The sequence below is a fragment of the uncultured Gimesia sp. genome (genome assembly GCF_937919775.1).
Lineage (GTDB): Bacteria > Planctomycetota > Planctomycetia > Planctomycetales > Planctomycetaceae > Gimesia.
Window position 1 is genome coordinate 1 of record NZ_CALFPF010000591.1, and the last position, 15,827, is coordinate 15,827.

Below are 15,827 nucleotides of genomic sequence, written 5' to 3' on the forward strand. Positions count from 1 at the left end.
GCGATGGATAGTCGCCTCTTTTTCTTCAATCAGCGGAATGAACTGGGGCAGCTCTTTGGCGTTCTGGCCTTGCTCGTGTTTGCGGAAGCCCAGTAGATAGGTGATATTCTGCGGTCGCCAGTTATAAAAATACTCGCGATTTTTTTCGAAGGTTAACTGTCGTACTTCCTGTTCGACCGAGGGAGATAACGTCACGGGATGTAAGCCGAGATCAGCGGCAATCACAGCTGCAGCTTTCTGATAACCGGCTTCCGTGAGATGAATACTGTTGGTGGTAAGCTTGAGCTGCGGTGTGCCTGCGGGCTCGGGAATCAACTGGTTATACAGATCGACGTAATAATGATTGCCCGCTGCCGCTGTTTCTTTCAACAGTTCGGAATAAAGCTGCAGGTCCCGGTTATGTGTCGCGGGATCAGGCAGCGGCTGCCCCGCATTTTCGTACCGATGCGGAGAGACAATAATGATTTTGGCACCGGTGGGCTTGAGATCGGCGAGCAGTTGATCCAGTTGATTCTGAAACGCGGCTAAACCCTGTTGGCCGGCAAACGCTTCGTTACCGCCGTAGCCCAGTAGAATCACGTTCGGTTTCAGATCTTTGATCTGTGTGAGCATCCGCTGATAACCGGCGGCCGGTGGATCAAAAATGCCGCGTGATTCCGCCCAGACAGTGTCGGCACTCCAGCCCAGATTGCGGAATGACAGCTTCGCCTCGGGAAAACTTCGCAGGAAGACACTTTCCCAACTCCCGAACTTTTGCGCCCGCTCGATCAGCGTATTCCCCAGAAAAATAATCCGGTCCCCCGATTTCAATTCGAACGCGGGTGGGTCTGCAGAAGCATATTGTAAGGGACAGAACACAAACAGAAGCAGAAATAAGGTGAGACGCATTTTCACGGAAGGACCTCTGAAGCTGGTTTTGAGTAGGTAATACTGTTTCTACGTTAAAATAACAGGCTTTGAGGGGAACAGCAAATCAGGATTATGAAAAAAGGGCATGAAAAGCGGATCGAAATCAGATGCTCAGCAGTCTATTTAATGAACTTTGTAAAGATATCGCCGGAATTCAGAATGAATCAGAATTCTAAAGCGGAATCATTCTGCGATTGCTGATTCAGATACTCAGTCGTGAACACGGTGGTATCCGGATCTGAGGAAAAATGCCCCTCATCGAAATAATCGGTTTCGACTTCTTCGATCCACCGTCGTAACTCGTTTTCATAATCACTGGGCAGGTCGCTTTTGACAAGCAGGCGATGGAAATCGGCGGCGCCGTCTTCTGACAGATCGGCTGCTTCTGCACTTTGAAATCGTTGAGCGGGATCGGGATGTACAAGCCGGTGAATCAGTTTCATTAACGGTTCGCTTAATGCAAATTCTTCCGCGGGAAACCATTGCGGGAGCTGTTGCAGGATATTTTGTTTTGCTTTGATCAACTGGGCATATTTCAAATTGGCAAACGGCTGAAAACCGGTGATGACTTCAATCAGAATATATCCGAGACTGGCCAGATCGGACTGCGGTGTCGCCCGTCCTCCCGACAAAACTTCGGGTGCGGCATAAGTCGGCGTGCAGGGCTGATTGCAAGGCAGGTTATTTAAATCAATGGCGGAACCAATATCAATAATCTTCGCATTCCCGCTGCGTTTCAACATGATGTTGGCCGGTTTCATATCGCAGTGGATAATCTCGTTTCGGTGTAATGCAGCGAGTGCTGCCAGACATTCGCGTAGAATGGCAACGGCAATTCCCGGTTTCAAACGCGGCTGCTGCACGCCTTTCGTGAAAACATTGTTATTGATGTTTCGCCAGCGGCGTGAGGTCACCTGCTCGCGAATCTGTTTGAATGTCGCCGGCGTGAGCAGACTGCGCAAGTCGTATCCATCGATCCATTCCATTTCCATGATATAGATGTGATTACGTGTCACGAAGTTCTGAATCGCAACCAGATGATTTTCCTGAACGCGGGCAACCCTTGCAGCCACCTGTGCCAGCCGTGCCATCTCGGCTTGATAGACGGCGCTGCTGTCATAACGTTTCGGGGAAAATAATTTGAGGGCTACGGGAATATTGAAACCATCCGCGCCTTCACGCGCACTCAGATAAACAACTCCTTGCCCGCCGATTCCCAGGCAGCGCGAAAAAGTACGCTGATTCGTCCACTGCAGAAGATCGTTGTTGAGCAGTTCCTGGTAATGTCTGTTCAATTCTGACATGGAGTCAGGTTGTGAAGCGTCTTGTCTGGTCAAAGGAAATCCGAGCGAGCGATGAAAATAAAAGCCTGTGTTTCTCAGCCCTGATCTGACTGAAAAACAGAGATGATTTAATTGAGTAATTTTAGTCCGTAATCCAGGATTTAATATCGATAAAAACAGAAATCTATTACGTATCAAAAAAAATGTTGCTTTTTTGGAGGCAACTGCTAAACAATGGGAGTTAGAGGAAGTCTGGAATCGGCCCTGATCGACGAATGGTAACAGATTTCATTCACAACAGTAGGGCAGACATCCGGAAAGTAAGAGTCTGGACAACTGACAGGAACTCAGGTTCGGTTTGCTTGTGACTAAAACCGTTCCGTTATTTCAACAGGTTGGGCTATTTGTTCAAGGAGCAGGACAATGATTGCGACAATAAAAATGGCGTTGAACGCGCAATCGATCTCTCAGTTAATTGATGAGGTAAGCACACTTCTGGAAACAGGAGAAGGGTGCTGGAAAATCGAGTACGGCAAACGCGTTCTGTTTCTGATCGTTGATGAAGAACATGACCGCGTGCGCATAATGACCCCCATTATTAAAGAGGACGATCTGGAAGAAGACGATTTGTGGGACGTGATGGAAGCCAACTTCGATCGCTCTCTGGATGCACGTTATGCCATTGGTGACGGTGTGCTCTGGTCTTTATTTTTGCATCCCCTGACCGATTTAAGCCGCAATCTGTTTCTGGGTGGCATGGATCAGGTGGTCACACTGGCAAACAATTTTGGTGGCTCTTTTTGCAGCAGCGATATCATTTTCGGCTCGGATTGAATTCACGTCAATGTTGCGACAAAATACAGGACGAATGGATCAGTCTGATTCGATGTGACTTTCACTTTGAAATTCAGTCATCCTGCTTATCAATAATCACCGTGCAGTCGGGCAGGCTGTCCAGAAAGATCTGACCGTAACGTTTGGTGCGCACCCGTGGATCGAGGATCACTACCTGTCCGCGATCGCTGGCAGAACGAATCAGTCGACCGAAGCCCTGCTTGAGTTTGATAATCGCTTCGGGAATCTGGTAGTCCATAAACGGATTCCCGCCTCTGCTGCGAATGGCTTCGACCCTGGCTTCCAGCAGCGGATGATCGGGAACGCTGAAAGGGAGTTTGGTAATGATCACATTGGTGAGTGCATCACCGGGAACATCGATGCCCTGCCAGAAACTGTCGGTCCCGAACAGCACGCCCCGTGGATTGTTGCGAAAGCGCTCGAGCATCAGTGATCTCGGTAAACCTTCGCCTTGCAGATACAAGGCCAGATTCTGTTCCTGCAGCCAGCCGCTGATTCGATCCGCACACTGGGTCATCATCTTATAACTCGTAAACAGCGCAAAGGCGTGCCCGTCTGTCTGTTCGATATACAGTTTTAATTTCTCAGCCACCGCCGCCTCATACGCCGCCGGCGCATCACCGGGGTCCGGCATCGATTCCGGCAGGATCAGCCGGACCTGTTCCTGATAATTAAAAGGACTGCCCAGTTTCAATTCGTCGCACTGCGTTAATCCGAGCCGTGATCGCATAAAACTGAAATCCTGATTGCCTACCGCCAGCGTGGCGCTGGTCAGAATCACGGTATTGGCCTGATTGAACAGTTCGTCCCTCAGAACCGGCCCGACATCCACCGGGGCATTCACCATTTTCACGCGCTGATTCCGGCCCTGAGAAACTTCAACCCAGTAAACCGAATCTCCCTCCGCCTGTTGGGTCAGCCAGCTGTTCAAGGCGTCGCCCAAAGCAGAACTGCGTTCGGCGGCTGCCTGCAGTTCGATCTTTTCTTCCTCGTTTTTCAGTGAGAAAGCGTATTCGGATATCTGCGCCGCCAGCAGCTTCATTTCCTGAGTGACCAGATTCTCTATCGGCGGTTTTTGCCTGATGCGTCGATTGGAAAGCCCCTGACTGGATTGCCATTCGAGTAAATGATCAAATAAATCCTCGACCATAAACCGCAGCCGCGTCACGTGCTGCTGACAGGCGATCAGATTGTGATGCAGCAACAGTCCTTTTTGAGTTCTGTCGTTATACAGCTTGCTGAACAGATAATCGAACTGGCTGTTCGTGATGGACAGACCAAGGTGATCCCCTGCCACCCCTTCAATCGTGTGCGCTTCATCCAGTATGACCGTGTCATAATCGGGCAGGATACTGCTCCCGTCACGGCGTAATGCCAGATCAGAAAAAAACAATGCGTGATTGACGACCAGCACATCCGCGTTCCAGACACGTCTTCGCGCCCGGTAATAGAAACACTCATTGTAGGTCGCACAACGTTTTCCCAGACAGTTACCGTGTTCGCTCTGAATTTCGTCCCAGATTTTTGGAATCGGTCGAAATTCCAGATCGGAACGGCTGCCGTCAGTCGTCTTGCGGGACCATTGCACGATCTGATCGAGTTGCTGTAATTCATCTTCACGGGAAAAGATACTGCCCGCGCGATCGACGGTCCCTTTCATGCGGCGCCGGCTCATGTAGTTGGAGCGGCCTTTCACCAGCACCGCTGAAAACTCGACGGGCAGAACGGCATTCAAAAAAGGAATATCCCGCGTAATTAACTGTTCCTGCAGGCTGATCGTATTCGTGGAAACGATCAACCGTTTACGGTCTTTTCCGGAACGGGTTTCGTTTTGTTTACAGGTCGCTAAAATCGCAGGGACCAGATAAGCGAAACTTTTGCCGACCCCCGTACCGGCTTCCACCAGCAGATGTCTTTTCTGTTCGATGGCGTGCGCTACCGCTTCAGCCATTTCCAGTTGCTCGGGACGATGCTCGTATTTTTCGAGCCTGCGGGCCACCTTGCCATCGTTTCCGAGAATTGAAATTACATCCGTAGTCAATGTGAGCCTCACCTGATAAGTTGAAACAAATCAGAACCAACCATGCTTGATAATGGGCTCTGCAAGATTGCTTATTTTTTCCGCCGAAAGCTGACAACACAGACGTCGTCTGTTTGCATCGCCCCCTGTCGGAACGCATCCACATCAGACAGAATGCCTTTCACGAGCGGCTCAACTTCTTCCGGACCCGACTTGATATATTTTGTCAGACGGTTCCGATGGTAAAGGTTGCTGGCCTGATCCATGGCTTCGGTGACCCCATCCGTGTACAACACCAGCGTGTCCCCTTTATCCAGTGAAATCGTTTCGACATGGAACGTCTGGTCTTTTAAAACCCCCAGAGGCATTCCCGATTTGTCCTGTGCGACAGGTTCCACACTTCCGTCTGAACTTTTTCTCAACAGGGGCGCCATATGACCGGCATTGACGATTGAGACCGTGTGCTTTTTGGGATCGAGAACCGCCAGCACAAAGGTGATGAACCGCAGGCCGATCCCGCTGGAAGCAATTTCCGTATTCAACTCTGCCAGAGCTTTATCTGCCGAGGACTTCGAAAGGACCTGATACCGTGCCGAGGCATACAGCCGCGCCATCAGAATTGCCGCCGGGACCCCTTTGCCGGCCACATCACCTAATGTGACGACCAGCTTTCCATTCGGAAGGTCAATGTAGTCGAAATAATCACCACCGACACTCTGGGCCGATTCATAGTAATCAAAGAACTCATATTCCTTGAGCTTCGGCCGGCTGTGCGGCAGCAATCCCAGCTGAATCTGATGGGCAAATTCCAGATCGCGCTCGATATCCCGCTGTTTGACCAGATCTTCATGCAGCTTGGCATTTTCCACAGCCAGACTTGCCTGCTGAGCAATCGCGACCAGTACATCCAGATCGTCCTTGTCAAACTGCTGTCCGATATCACGGGTTGCAATTTGAATGACTCCCAGAATGTCGCCCCCCTGAGAGACCAGCGGGACACACATCATCGAACGAATTCTGAGTGAGGTGATGCTCTCGCTCATTTTAAATCGATCATCCTCAACCGCGTCGGCACTCAGGATCGCGGCCCCACTCATAATCGCCTGACGTACTATCGTCGTGCTGATCCGGATGGAGTCTTCATCTTCTGCCCGTCTTGCCTTGGTGGCTTTGACCACCAGCTTTTTGCGTTCCGGGCTTTGCAGCATGATGAAGCCCTGGTCCGCCTGTGCATAAATTTTGAACAGGCCATCCAGAATGCGAGGGAGAACCTCGTCGAGTTTTAACGCACGACTCAGAACCTGACTGATTTCCAGCACCGCGTGCAACTTGACTTCCGGTTTCACGCTGATGCGTAAGCTGCTGCTGGTGTTTAAATCGAGCTGACTGATAATCGATGAGCCATCCAGCACCCCCTCACTGGAGCTGCCATCAATGGCCAGCGAGCGGGCCTCTTTTTTTAAAGAGCGATGACTGACTTCCATCGTCTGTTGAATCGCCGAGTCGATAAAATCAGGGGAATCCTGGTAGCCCAGTAAAAACTGCATCTGAATATCACAAATGCTGATCGTATCGTTCTCGTGCAGTTCCGTCCTGCCTTCGATAACGGTTCCATTCAGGAACGTTCCGTTACGGCTGTGAAGATCTTCCAGATAATAAAAGCCATGACTTTCCAGGATCTGCGCGTGATAGCGACTGACCGCAACGTTATCCAGCACGATCTCGCAATTGGGGTGACGGCCCATAATGACACGCTCACCACTCAACTCGATGATCTGTTCGGGAACTTTCCCTTTTAAAATTTGTAAAATCGCCACCGCTGTGCCCGACTATACTGAAATGTGACTGATAAACAGGAACGATTCTGGTAGATCTCACGCCGTTGAAATCAAACCGAATCTCGAAATATTATAGTCCAATGCTCTGAAAAAGACATCTCTCAAGCAAACAGGACCTCGGAAGATTATCAAGACAAACTCTGATTCTCTTCAGATCTGCCCGAGAAATCAGGGACCAGGTGATCTCGCTCCATTATTCTGAGAGACTGGAAAGCCTGCGAATATGGTCCTCGTTATTGACCTTATCTTTCAGCTCAATCTGGTTATTTTCAAGTGCCAGCAGGACATAGTCGATCATTCCAGCATCAAGTTCATTCAAATCTTCCCACACATGCAATTCCCAGATTTTCTGAGAATCGGACGCATTCCCGTTGATACTTTCAAGGGCCATCAAACCCGCATACCCGTTTACCTTAATTTCAGTTTGACCGGAGGCTGACAGTTCCTGAAAAATCGCTTTTGCTTCGTCAAGTCGATCTGTGTTGAGCAATAACTCTCCTAAGCGTATCTGTGCGCGCGTTTTGTAAACCTCACTTTCAGGTTTATAATCGATGACTGCCTTCCAGGCGTCTTCATCCTTCAGCCGCATTGCTAAAAAGAATTGTGCCATCGCCGATTTTTCATGAGGTATTAAATTTGCGCCAGACGCACCGTTAACCTGCCCCACAAAAGGCGCTTTGAAAGGATCTCCGGGGCGGTTCACCCAGCCGATGGCAGCCGCCACACTGCCTAAACAGAGTGACGCAATCAGAAACACGAAGAGTTGTTTCCGGAATCCGCGGTTGTCTTGCAGGGGAACCAGGGCTTTCCAGTTTCGCAGCTGGCTGCCGGAAGTGTGTTCCGGAATTTTTTTAATTTCCTGCATGAGCTCGGTCGCGTCTGCAGGTCGTTTATTCGGATCTTTTTCCATCATGCGATGGACGAGCGCGCAAAGTTCTTCGGGCAGATCCGGTCGGCGTGATTTCAGCGGAGGTGCCGACTCATTCAGATGTTTGATGGCTATCGACAGCGCTGTTTCCCCATGAAAAGGGGGACGCCCCGAGATCAGATGATAACAGGTTACCCCCAGCGAATAGATGTCACTGCGCTGGTCGAGTGCTCGGCCATTAACCTGCTCCGGACTCATATACAAGGGAGTGCCCATCGTGGTGCCGACCTGAGTCAGATTGACACGCTCTTCAGACTGGCCAATTTGTGCCAGACCAAAATCGGCCACCTTGATCAGTTTCCGGGAGGTGATCATGATGTTTTCGGGTTTGATATCGCGATGCACGATTCCTTTTTCCGAGGCTGCGTTTAAAGCAGCAGTGACCTGACGCATGATCCGCAGAATCAGCGTGCAATCGGGGGGCGCATAGCGAGCGAGATGTTCTCTGAGATTGACACCCCGCACGTATTCCTGCGCAATATAATGGGTCCCCTCAAATTCGCCCGTCATATAAACCTGAACGATGTTGGGATGGGTCAGACCGGCGGCCGCTTTTGCTTCACGTTCAAAACGTTTGAGATGCGTCTCATCGTTCAGCAATTCATCGTGCAGCACTTTGATGGCGGCTTCCCGTTTGAGCGAGACCTGTTCGGCCAGATAAACAGTCGCCATCCCTCCCTGCCCCAGTTTTCTCAGGATCTTGAAGTCACCCAACTGCCGGCCCACCAGATTGACGGATTCCGTTTTATGGCGCGGACGAGAGGAATCGCTGGCTCGATAAATCGTATCCTGCAGTGAATCGGAATCATCAATGCCCGAAGTCTGCTGTGTGCGGGATCCTCCCCCCTGAATCGGAGGTGGCGAGGAACTTTCACCGGTCGTTCCCGCCGAGACCTTGCTGATTTTTTTCTGCGGTTTGTCAGATGGCATAAGTCGTTGTCTGGCAATATCGTAAGTCGTTTAATGCCTGCTACAGAGCAGTACACACTCTCCATAATAGAGGTGATACCCTGTCAGGTATAGAGTAAGTTTTTATTTGTCTTAAAAAACTGGCGGCAGCGAGGATCTTCAGTTGTTTTACGGCCGATTTTTCACATTTTACGGTCTGCCAGACGATTCAGGATTTCGGCCCCCTGTTCCAGAACCGGATTTTCCTGAGCATAGGAAATGCGAAAATGCGTATCCTGACTACTGAACACATTACCGGGTATGATCAGCAGATTGTTCTTAATCGCCTCGGTACAAAATTCGGTGCCGGTTCCCCACGGCGTTTTGAGGAACATATAAAAAGCGCCCTGCGCACCAGTGATTTCGAATTTATCCCCCAGGCGGTCCCGCATCAGATTGCGTTTTTGCCGATATTCTTCCACGCGATCTGAAATATCATAATCCAGCGCAGCCAGACCGGCCCATTGCACCGGATGCGGCGCACAGACAAACGTGTATTGCTGCAGCTTGATCATCTGCTGAATCACACTCTGCGGACCATGCACAAAACCGAGACGATGTCCCGTCATCGAGTGTGATTTGCTGAACCCGTCGATCACGATTACGTTTTCATTGAAGACAGCCGGACTGACAAACGGCGCGTCGTAGCAGAATGCGCGATAGATTTCATCGCTGACCAGTGCGATATTTTTTTCCGCAGCCAGTTCTGCCAGCGCACGAGTTTCCTCTTCACTGGCGACATGGCCCGTCGGATTGCTGGGGCTGTTGAATAGAATCAATTTCGTACGGTCGGTGATCGCAGCACGGACTTTTTCAATATCAATGGAGAAATCAGGATAAGTTTCCACAAACACCAGTTTGCCGCCGACAACTTTCGTCAGATGAGTATACATCACAAAATAAGGATCGAAAACAATCACTTCATCGCCGGGATTAATGAGTGCGTTCAAGACCAGCATCAACGCACCGCTGGTTCCGCTGGAAATAAAAACCTGACGGTCATCATGGTGATACTCTGCATCGATGCGGGATTGAATCTTTTCAATCAGCGGCGCGATTCCCTGAGTCTGGCTGTAAGCATTTTTACCATCTCGGACCGCCTGGCATAAGGCGTCTTTGATGGGCTCCGGCGTATCAAAGTGGGGCTGCCCGATGCTGAGATTGATCGGATTTTTCATATTGGCCGCCAGGTCGAATACTTTTCGAATTCCAGAGGCATCAATCAGGTGCATGCGGTCGGCAATCCATTCTTCACTCATATGATTCACGTTCTTTTTCTGAAAAGGCTGATAAAATTCGAGGTCGATAATGTCTGGCTGATTTTATTCTAACCCGGCTTGCCAACACAAGCGGGAACCGACTGTCGGGTTTTAAGGAATGTGTTTCGATAAAAAATAAAGACCGGCATAAATCCGCGCATCCAAGAGGCAGCCTCGTTCTTTTGCCGCCTGCAGCCACGGTTCGATTTCTGCGAAGGGTACAGCGTGTACGATAATATTTTCCGATGCATCGCCACCGCCGGCCGCGACTTTTTTCAGATCCAGCGCGAGAAAAAAATGAACCGCTTCATCCGTCAGCCCGGCAGATGAAACCGTTGAACCCAGAGAAATCATGGTTTGGGCCTGATAGCCGGTTTCTTCTTCGAGTTCTCTGGCTGCGGCTGTTTCTAATGCTTCCTCTTCCTGGCCTGCGATATCGCCGGCCAGTCCCGCCGGAAATTCGATCACCGGTGCATTCACGGGCGGGCGAAACTGCTCAACCAGAATCACACGTTGATCCGTCGTGAGCGGAAACAGGCAGACGACCCCGGTCGTGTTCACACGTTGGACGAATTCCCAGCGCCCGCGTTTGATCAATTTCAAGAAGCGGGTCTCTGCTATCGTCTGATCGGCTGCCGGGTCTGCGTCGCTCATGAATGTCTTTCTGCTGCCTGTGATTTCCGAGTTGGTTACCAAATTCAGATACCGCAATTTCTTGGGGAGAACCTCTTCATTCACGCTCTTATCGATTGAACTCAAGATTCAGATCATTAAGAATGGATTGAGATTTCACTCCCCTCAATTTTCATTTTCATCAGAGAGGCGTCTGTTTGATGCATATCTTGCCATTGAGGTTCGCTCGAAATTCCGGAAATCATCGCCCCGCTCATGCTCTGCTGCTGATTGTAGGGGCAGTGATTAGTTTTTTCTATAGTTGTGAACTCAAAGCAGAAACGAATTCCCCGACAGAGGCCGACAAAAAATCGTTTCCGATTCAAAAAGAGTGGGGAACCATCACGGCACTGCCGCAGGGACTGAAGCTCGATATTTCAAAATCCGTTCCCCAACACGGCATTCTGGTCCCGCGGATGAATAATCGCATTCAAGCGATCTATTTCGCGCATGACACAAAGAAAAAACCGCTGACACTGAAACCGGGCATTGCGGAATGGGAAATTCAGCTCCCCAAAACAGAACTACCGCTGCCAGCGTCGGTGATCGTCGAATTCAAAGAACCGCCGTATCTGCCAGTCAAACCGCATGTCATTCAGGAAAATGCGGAGCAGCAACTGATTCTGGATGCCAAAGACGCGATCGTCCATGGTGAATTGCTGCGGTACGAGCCGCAGCCTCATAAAAACACCGTCGGCTATTGGGCCAATGAAAAAGACTGGTGCGAATGGAAACTGAATCTGAAAACGCCCGGCGTCTTTGACGTGTATCTGCTGCAGGGTTGTGGAAAAGGTCAGGGTGGGAGTGAAGTCCAACTGTCCGTCGTTAATCAAAAATTGGATTTTACCGTAGAAGACACGGGACATTTTCAGAATTTTAAAGAACGGCACATCGGCAAAGTGCAGCTCGATCAAACCGGCGTATTGACACTCCAGGTGAAACCAATACAAAAAGCCAGGAATGCCGTGATGGACGTGCGACAAATCCGCCTCGTCCGGCAATAATAGGCTACCACGTGAATATGACTGATTTTTCATCATTGTCTCAGTTTACAGGAACCATTTATGAAACCGCTCGCCCTCTTGCTTTTCTCGCTTGTGCTAGTGAACCAGATCAGCGCCGCCGCTGATTCGATTGTCGATACCTCTTCTCCCCTGGAAACCATCGCCACCGAATTCGGACTGGCAGACGGCCCGGCCTGGGACGGTGGAGGAAATCTCTATTTCCCCGACGTGAAAGGGGGCAAGCTCTATCGCTATAACCCCAAAACAAACAAAGTGCAGGTGTTCCTCGATGACGCCGGACGCATCAGCGCCAGTTATTTCAGTCACGGTAAACTATTTCTTTCAGATAATGGCGAAAGTCAGATCAGTGTGCTGAACGGCAAACAGAAAAACCCGATCGCCGGCCAGCCTGCAGACGCCAAACCTCCTCGCAGACCCAATGATCTGGTCGTCGATCAACAGGGGGGCATCTTCTACACGCTCACCGGACAGGGTGAAGTGATCTGGATTTCTCCTGAAGGCAAGCAGACCGTCGCGGTCAAAGACATCAAAACCCCCAACGGGCTGATCCTGTCCCCCGATGGCAAAACCCTGTACGTGGCCGCTTATGTCCCAAAAGAGATCTGGGCTTATACGGTCACCAAACCGGGTGTCGCTGAAAACGGCCGCCTGTTTGCCAAAATGGATGACGGTCCGGACAAAGGCGCCGACGGCATGACAGTCGACCGCGCCGGCAATGTTTATTGTGCAGGCCCGGCTGATATCTGGATCTGGAATCCAGCAGGCAAACTGCTGGCGAAGATCAATACGCCCACACGTCCGATTAACTGCGCCTTTGGTGATCAGGACCTGCGTTCTTTATACATTACCGGTTTTGGCGGCCTGTACCGCCAGCGGATGAATGCGTACGGCTGTGTTCCGGAACCCTCTTCGGAACCCACAACGAGTTCCAATACACAACGTCCTTCAACGACCGTGCCGCAAACAGTGACTCCACATTTGAATGTGGTCTACGGTGAAGCAGGACCTCGCAAGTTGCTGGCTGATATTTTTGTCCCCAACACAGGCAAAGGTCCTTTTCCCGCAGTGGTGGTCGTACATGGAGGAGGCTGGCTGAACGGCGACAAAGCGAAATTCCGCGCACTGGCGATTGCCCTGTGTGAACGCGGTTATGTCACCATGGCTGTGGGCTACCGTCTCGGTTATGAAGCGAAATTTCCGGCAGGTATTCAGGACTGCAACGCTGCCGTCCGATTTTTGCGGGGCGAAGCAAAACAGTTCAACGTCGATCCGCAGCACATCGGTGCCGTGGGAGGTTCTGCCGGCGGACATCTGGTAGGATTGATGGCGTCGGCACCACATGTCAAACAGTTGCAGGGAGACGCAGGCCACTCGGATCAGTCTGCTGCGCTGCAGGCAGCGATCGTCATGGCCGGCCCGATGCAGATGGCTTCCGGCTCTGTCGCTGAACGCTCGCGAAAAAATCCCGAGAAGTCCAACTCGAATCTCTGGCTGGGAAAAACCATTGATGAAGATCCCGAGTTGTATCAACTCAGTGATGCGTACCTGCATCTCTCCAAACAGACACCACCACTTCTGTTTATGGTGGGAGAATTTGATCTTCCGGAACGAAATGAGCCTTCGCGTGAAAAACTGAAATCACTGGGCGTCAAAACCGGTGTCAAAGTTTATCCCAAAGGCAAACATGGTTGCTGGAATCAGCTTCCCTGGTTTAACGACATGGTCGAAGACATGGATCAGTTTTTTCAGGAACATCTGAAATAATCAGAATGCACGAGTAGGGAAGAGGACAATGGCCCGTTACTTGTCCTCTTCCTCCTCGTCATCAAATTCGTATTCGTCGCTGAAATCATATTCTTCCTCTTCGATTTCACCACTGATTTCGCTGTCGCTGAATTCATCGGCGTCATCAAAGTCGAGTTCATCTCCTGATGCCAGTTCGTCATCATCGACACCGATTTCGCCATCGCTGAATTCATCAGAAAGTTCTGCAGCCGAATCAGAGACCATTTCGTCCTCTTCTTCTGCATTCACTTCAGGCTGATCCTTACCTTTGCCTTTTTTCTTCGAGGCTCCTTTGGGTCCGAGGATTAAGGCACCGAGGGGCATGATCGCCAGAAAGCCGCTTAGCAAAAGCGTCAGTCCTGCCACGCCAAGTAAGCTGGTTGACATGGCTTCTGCGTGATTCAGAAACGCCATCACCAGCAGATAGGTCAAATAGGCGCCAGGGATCGCAGCGACCAGTGACATCAGAGGAAGTTGTAGTTTCGACACAATCGCTTTTCCTGAAAGGGGCTCAAACGCTGTAAATGGTTCACAGACTCTGCTCCGGAACCGGCCGGGGCTCAGCAGATCTGGCTTCCATCGTAAAGAGACATCAGGCGCATTTTCAAGCCTGTATTTTAAAATGGTCCTCTTAAATATAGAGTCCGGTTTGACGGCATCGCCTGTTTGCTGGTATTGATAGTCCAGATAAGTTGCAATTAACTGGCTCAGCCGGACTAATCATTATAACAGGCACAGCCCGGCAGATTCCCGGGAATGCACCTGTAATCAAGAGGATCTCATGCCGAAATCGCAATGGAATCAACTCAATCAGAACATTATTGGCTGTACGAAATGTGAGCGATTACTGGCCCACTGTCAGAAGATTGCCGGGGAAAAACGAAAGTCTTTTCTGGATTGGGAGTATTGGGGCAAACCGGTTCCGAATTTTGGAGATCCACGTGCGAAACTGCTGATTGTGGGCCTGGCCCCCGCCGCCCACGGTGCCAACAGAACCGGCAGAATGTTTACCGGCGACCGCAGTGGAGACTGGCTATATCGGGCCTTGCATAAAGCCGGATTTGCCAGCCAGCCGGCCGCCGAGAGTATTTCAGACGGATTAGAACTGCGAAACTGTGCCATCACAGCGACCTGTCATTGTGCGCCACCGGAGAATAAACCGACCCGCGAAGAAATTGAACACTGCCATGTCTGGCTGGAACAGACGGTGGAACAGTTGCCCGTCAAAGTATTCCTGGCGCTGGGACAGATCGGCTGGAAATCGGTACTGGATTTCAAAAAACGCCAGGGAGAACAAATCGGCAAACGCCCTGCTTTCTCGCATGGCGCCACGTTTCGCTTCCCAGGCGGGCATTGGCTGGTGGGCAGTTATCATCCCAGCCAGCAGAACACCTTCACCGGACGCTTAACCGAACCGATGTTTGACGCGGTTTTTGAGCTGGTCAAAGCTAAGCTGGCAGCAGAAACCTGAGACGTGGAGACGGCAATTTCAGTTTGTTTTCTCAATACCGACAACGCGATGAAAGTGCAGTTCCACTTCGCGATCGATGACCCGGCGGACCCCTTCGACCAGACACTCGGGTTCATGTTCGGTTTCGCCGATGCGTTTGATTTCCTTTAATGACGTGCCCGGCGAGACAGTAAAGGCATTCTGGTGAATGATCTGATTGCCGGCGTCGAGTTCGGGAATAATAAAGTGAATGGTGGCGCCAAACGTCAGCATATGATGGCTGAAAGCATCTTCATAAGGCTGAAACCCCGGATAAGACGGGAGCAGTCCATGATGCAGGTTGATAATTCTCCCCCCCGCAAAACTCCAGCAGATACCCGGAGGCAGCACGCGCATATAACGGGCGAGCAGTACATAATCGACATCATAAGAGTCGAACAGTTCCACCATCCGGGAATGATCGGGGTTTCCGCGTTCATCGCCGATATTATGAAAATCGAGAGCGTGTTTTTTTGCCAGAGATTCACAGCGGTCCCGGTTACCAAGAATCACAGCAGGCTCTGCCTTGATCAAACCGGCCTTGATGGCATTCAGTACGGCTTCAGCTGGTTCGCTGCGATAAGTCGTACAAATCGCGACCCGGGGAGGCCGTTCGTGTTCGTCCCGCGCCCAGACGCGCAGCGTCAGCCCCTTTTGCGTGCCGATCTGCATGATCCGTTCTCTCAGAACGGAAATCGGTTCCACCTCAGTTGGCCAGTCGATCCGCAGGAACATCGCAAACAGACGTTCCGAGTCGTGGTCATACATCTGAATTTCATGAATGTTCGCCCCCACGCCGGTGACATTGTCTGTGGT

13 protein-coding genes are annotated in these 15,827 nt (G+C 50.8%); 4 read left to right on the forward strand and 9 right to left on the reverse strand.

Annotated elements, in window-relative coordinates; translation table 11 throughout:
* Both Q0294_RS17040 and Q0294_RS17045 read right to left on the reverse strand, forming a co-directional pair.
* The coding region (locus tag Q0294_RS17040) for an SGNH/GDSL hydrolase family protein (protein ID WP_299467882.1) at positions 1 to 888 on the reverse strand (888 nt) is incomplete at its 3' end.
* A 185-nt stretch (positions 889 to 1,073) separates the two neighbouring features.
* Positions 1,074 to 2,213 carry a serine/threonine-protein kinase gene (locus Q0294_RS17045; RefSeq protein WP_299467860.1) on the reverse strand — a complete coding sequence of 380 codons (1,140 nt, stop codon included), beginning with the start codon at positions 2,211 to 2,213 and terminating at the stop codon, positions 1,074 to 1,076.
* A 402-nt stretch (positions 2,214 to 2,615) separates the two neighbouring features.
* Between Q0294_RS17045 and Q0294_RS17050 the strand changes: the two genes are divergently transcribed.
* Positions 2,616 to 3,026 carry a hypothetical protein gene (locus Q0294_RS17050; RefSeq protein ID WP_299467862.1) on the forward strand — a complete coding sequence of 137 codons (411 nt, stop codon included), beginning with the start codon at positions 2,616 to 2,618 and terminating at the stop codon, positions 3,024 to 3,026.
* A gap of 73 nt (positions 3,027 to 3,099) precedes the next feature.
* On the opposite strand, the gene Q0294_RS17055 is transcribed toward Q0294_RS17050, so the two are convergent.
* From Q0294_RS17055 to Q0294_RS17075, 5 genes are all read right to left on the reverse strand, one after another.
* Positions 3,100 to 5,100 (reverse strand): helicase C-terminal domain-containing protein, encoded by a 2,001-nt coding sequence (locus Q0294_RS17055; protein ID WP_366917988.1) that lies wholly within the window; start codon positions 5,098 to 5,100, stop codon positions 3,100 to 3,102.
* 59 nt (positions 5,101 to 5,159) lie between these two features.
* Positions 5,160 to 6,884: a SpoIIE family protein phosphatase gene (locus Q0294_RS17060; RefSeq protein WP_299467866.1), complete on the reverse strand. Its 1,725-nt coding sequence runs from the start codon at positions 6,882 to 6,884 to the stop codon at positions 5,160 to 5,162.
* 214 nt (positions 6,885 to 7,098) lie between these two features.
* Entirely contained in the window at positions 7,099 to 8,763 is a 1,665-nt protein-coding gene (locus Q0294_RS17065; protein ID WP_299467868.1) for a serine/threonine-protein kinase, read from the reverse strand.
* A 161-nt stretch (positions 8,764 to 8,924) separates the two neighbouring features.
* Entirely contained in the window at positions 8,925 to 10,040 is a 1,116-nt protein-coding gene (locus tag Q0294_RS17070; protein WP_299467884.1) for an aminotransferase class I/II-fold pyridoxal phosphate-dependent enzyme, read from the reverse strand.
* A gap of 111 nt (positions 10,041 to 10,151) precedes the next feature.
* A complete protein-coding gene (locus tag Q0294_RS17075; RefSeq protein ID WP_299467870.1) occupies positions 10,152 to 10,694 on the reverse strand; it encodes an NUDIX hydrolase in 543 nt (180 codons plus the stop codon).
* Between the two features lie 179 nt (positions 10,695 to 10,873).
* On the opposite strand from Q0294_RS17075, the gene Q0294_RS17080 reads away from it, so the two are divergent.
* On the forward strand, positions 10,874 to 11,716 hold the full coding sequence (locus Q0294_RS17080; RefSeq protein WP_299467872.1) for a hypothetical protein: 843 nt from the start codon (positions 10,874 to 10,876) through the stop codon (positions 11,714 to 11,716).
* Between the two features lie 60 nt (positions 11,717 to 11,776).
* Positions 11,777 to 13,501 (forward strand): SMP-30/gluconolactonase/LRE family protein, encoded by a 1,725-nt coding sequence (locus tag Q0294_RS17085; RefSeq protein ID WP_299467874.1) that lies wholly within the window; start codon positions 11,777 to 11,779, stop codon positions 13,499 to 13,501.
* Between the two features lie 36 nt (positions 13,502 to 13,537).
* On the opposite strand, the gene Q0294_RS17090 is transcribed toward Q0294_RS17085, so the two are convergent.
* Positions 13,538 to 14,011, reverse strand: coding sequence for a hypothetical protein (locus Q0294_RS17090; RefSeq protein WP_299467876.1), 474 nt, complete (start codon positions 14,009 to 14,011; stop codon positions 13,538 to 13,540).
* A gap of 292 nt (positions 14,012 to 14,303) precedes the next feature.
* On the opposite strand from Q0294_RS17090, the gene Q0294_RS17095 reads away from it, so the two are divergent.
* Complete coding sequence (locus Q0294_RS17095) at positions 14,304 to 14,993, forward strand: uracil-DNA glycosylase (RefSeq protein WP_299467878.1); 690 nt, start codon at positions 14,304 to 14,306, stop codon at positions 14,991 to 14,993.
* A gap of 18 nt (positions 14,994 to 15,011) precedes the next feature.
* Here the strand turns inward: Q0294_RS17095 and Q0294_RS17100 are convergent.
* Positions 15,012 to 15,827 (reverse strand): formyltransferase family protein (locus tag Q0294_RS17100; RefSeq protein ID WP_299467880.1); only part of this gene is annotated, 816 nt, incomplete at its 5' end.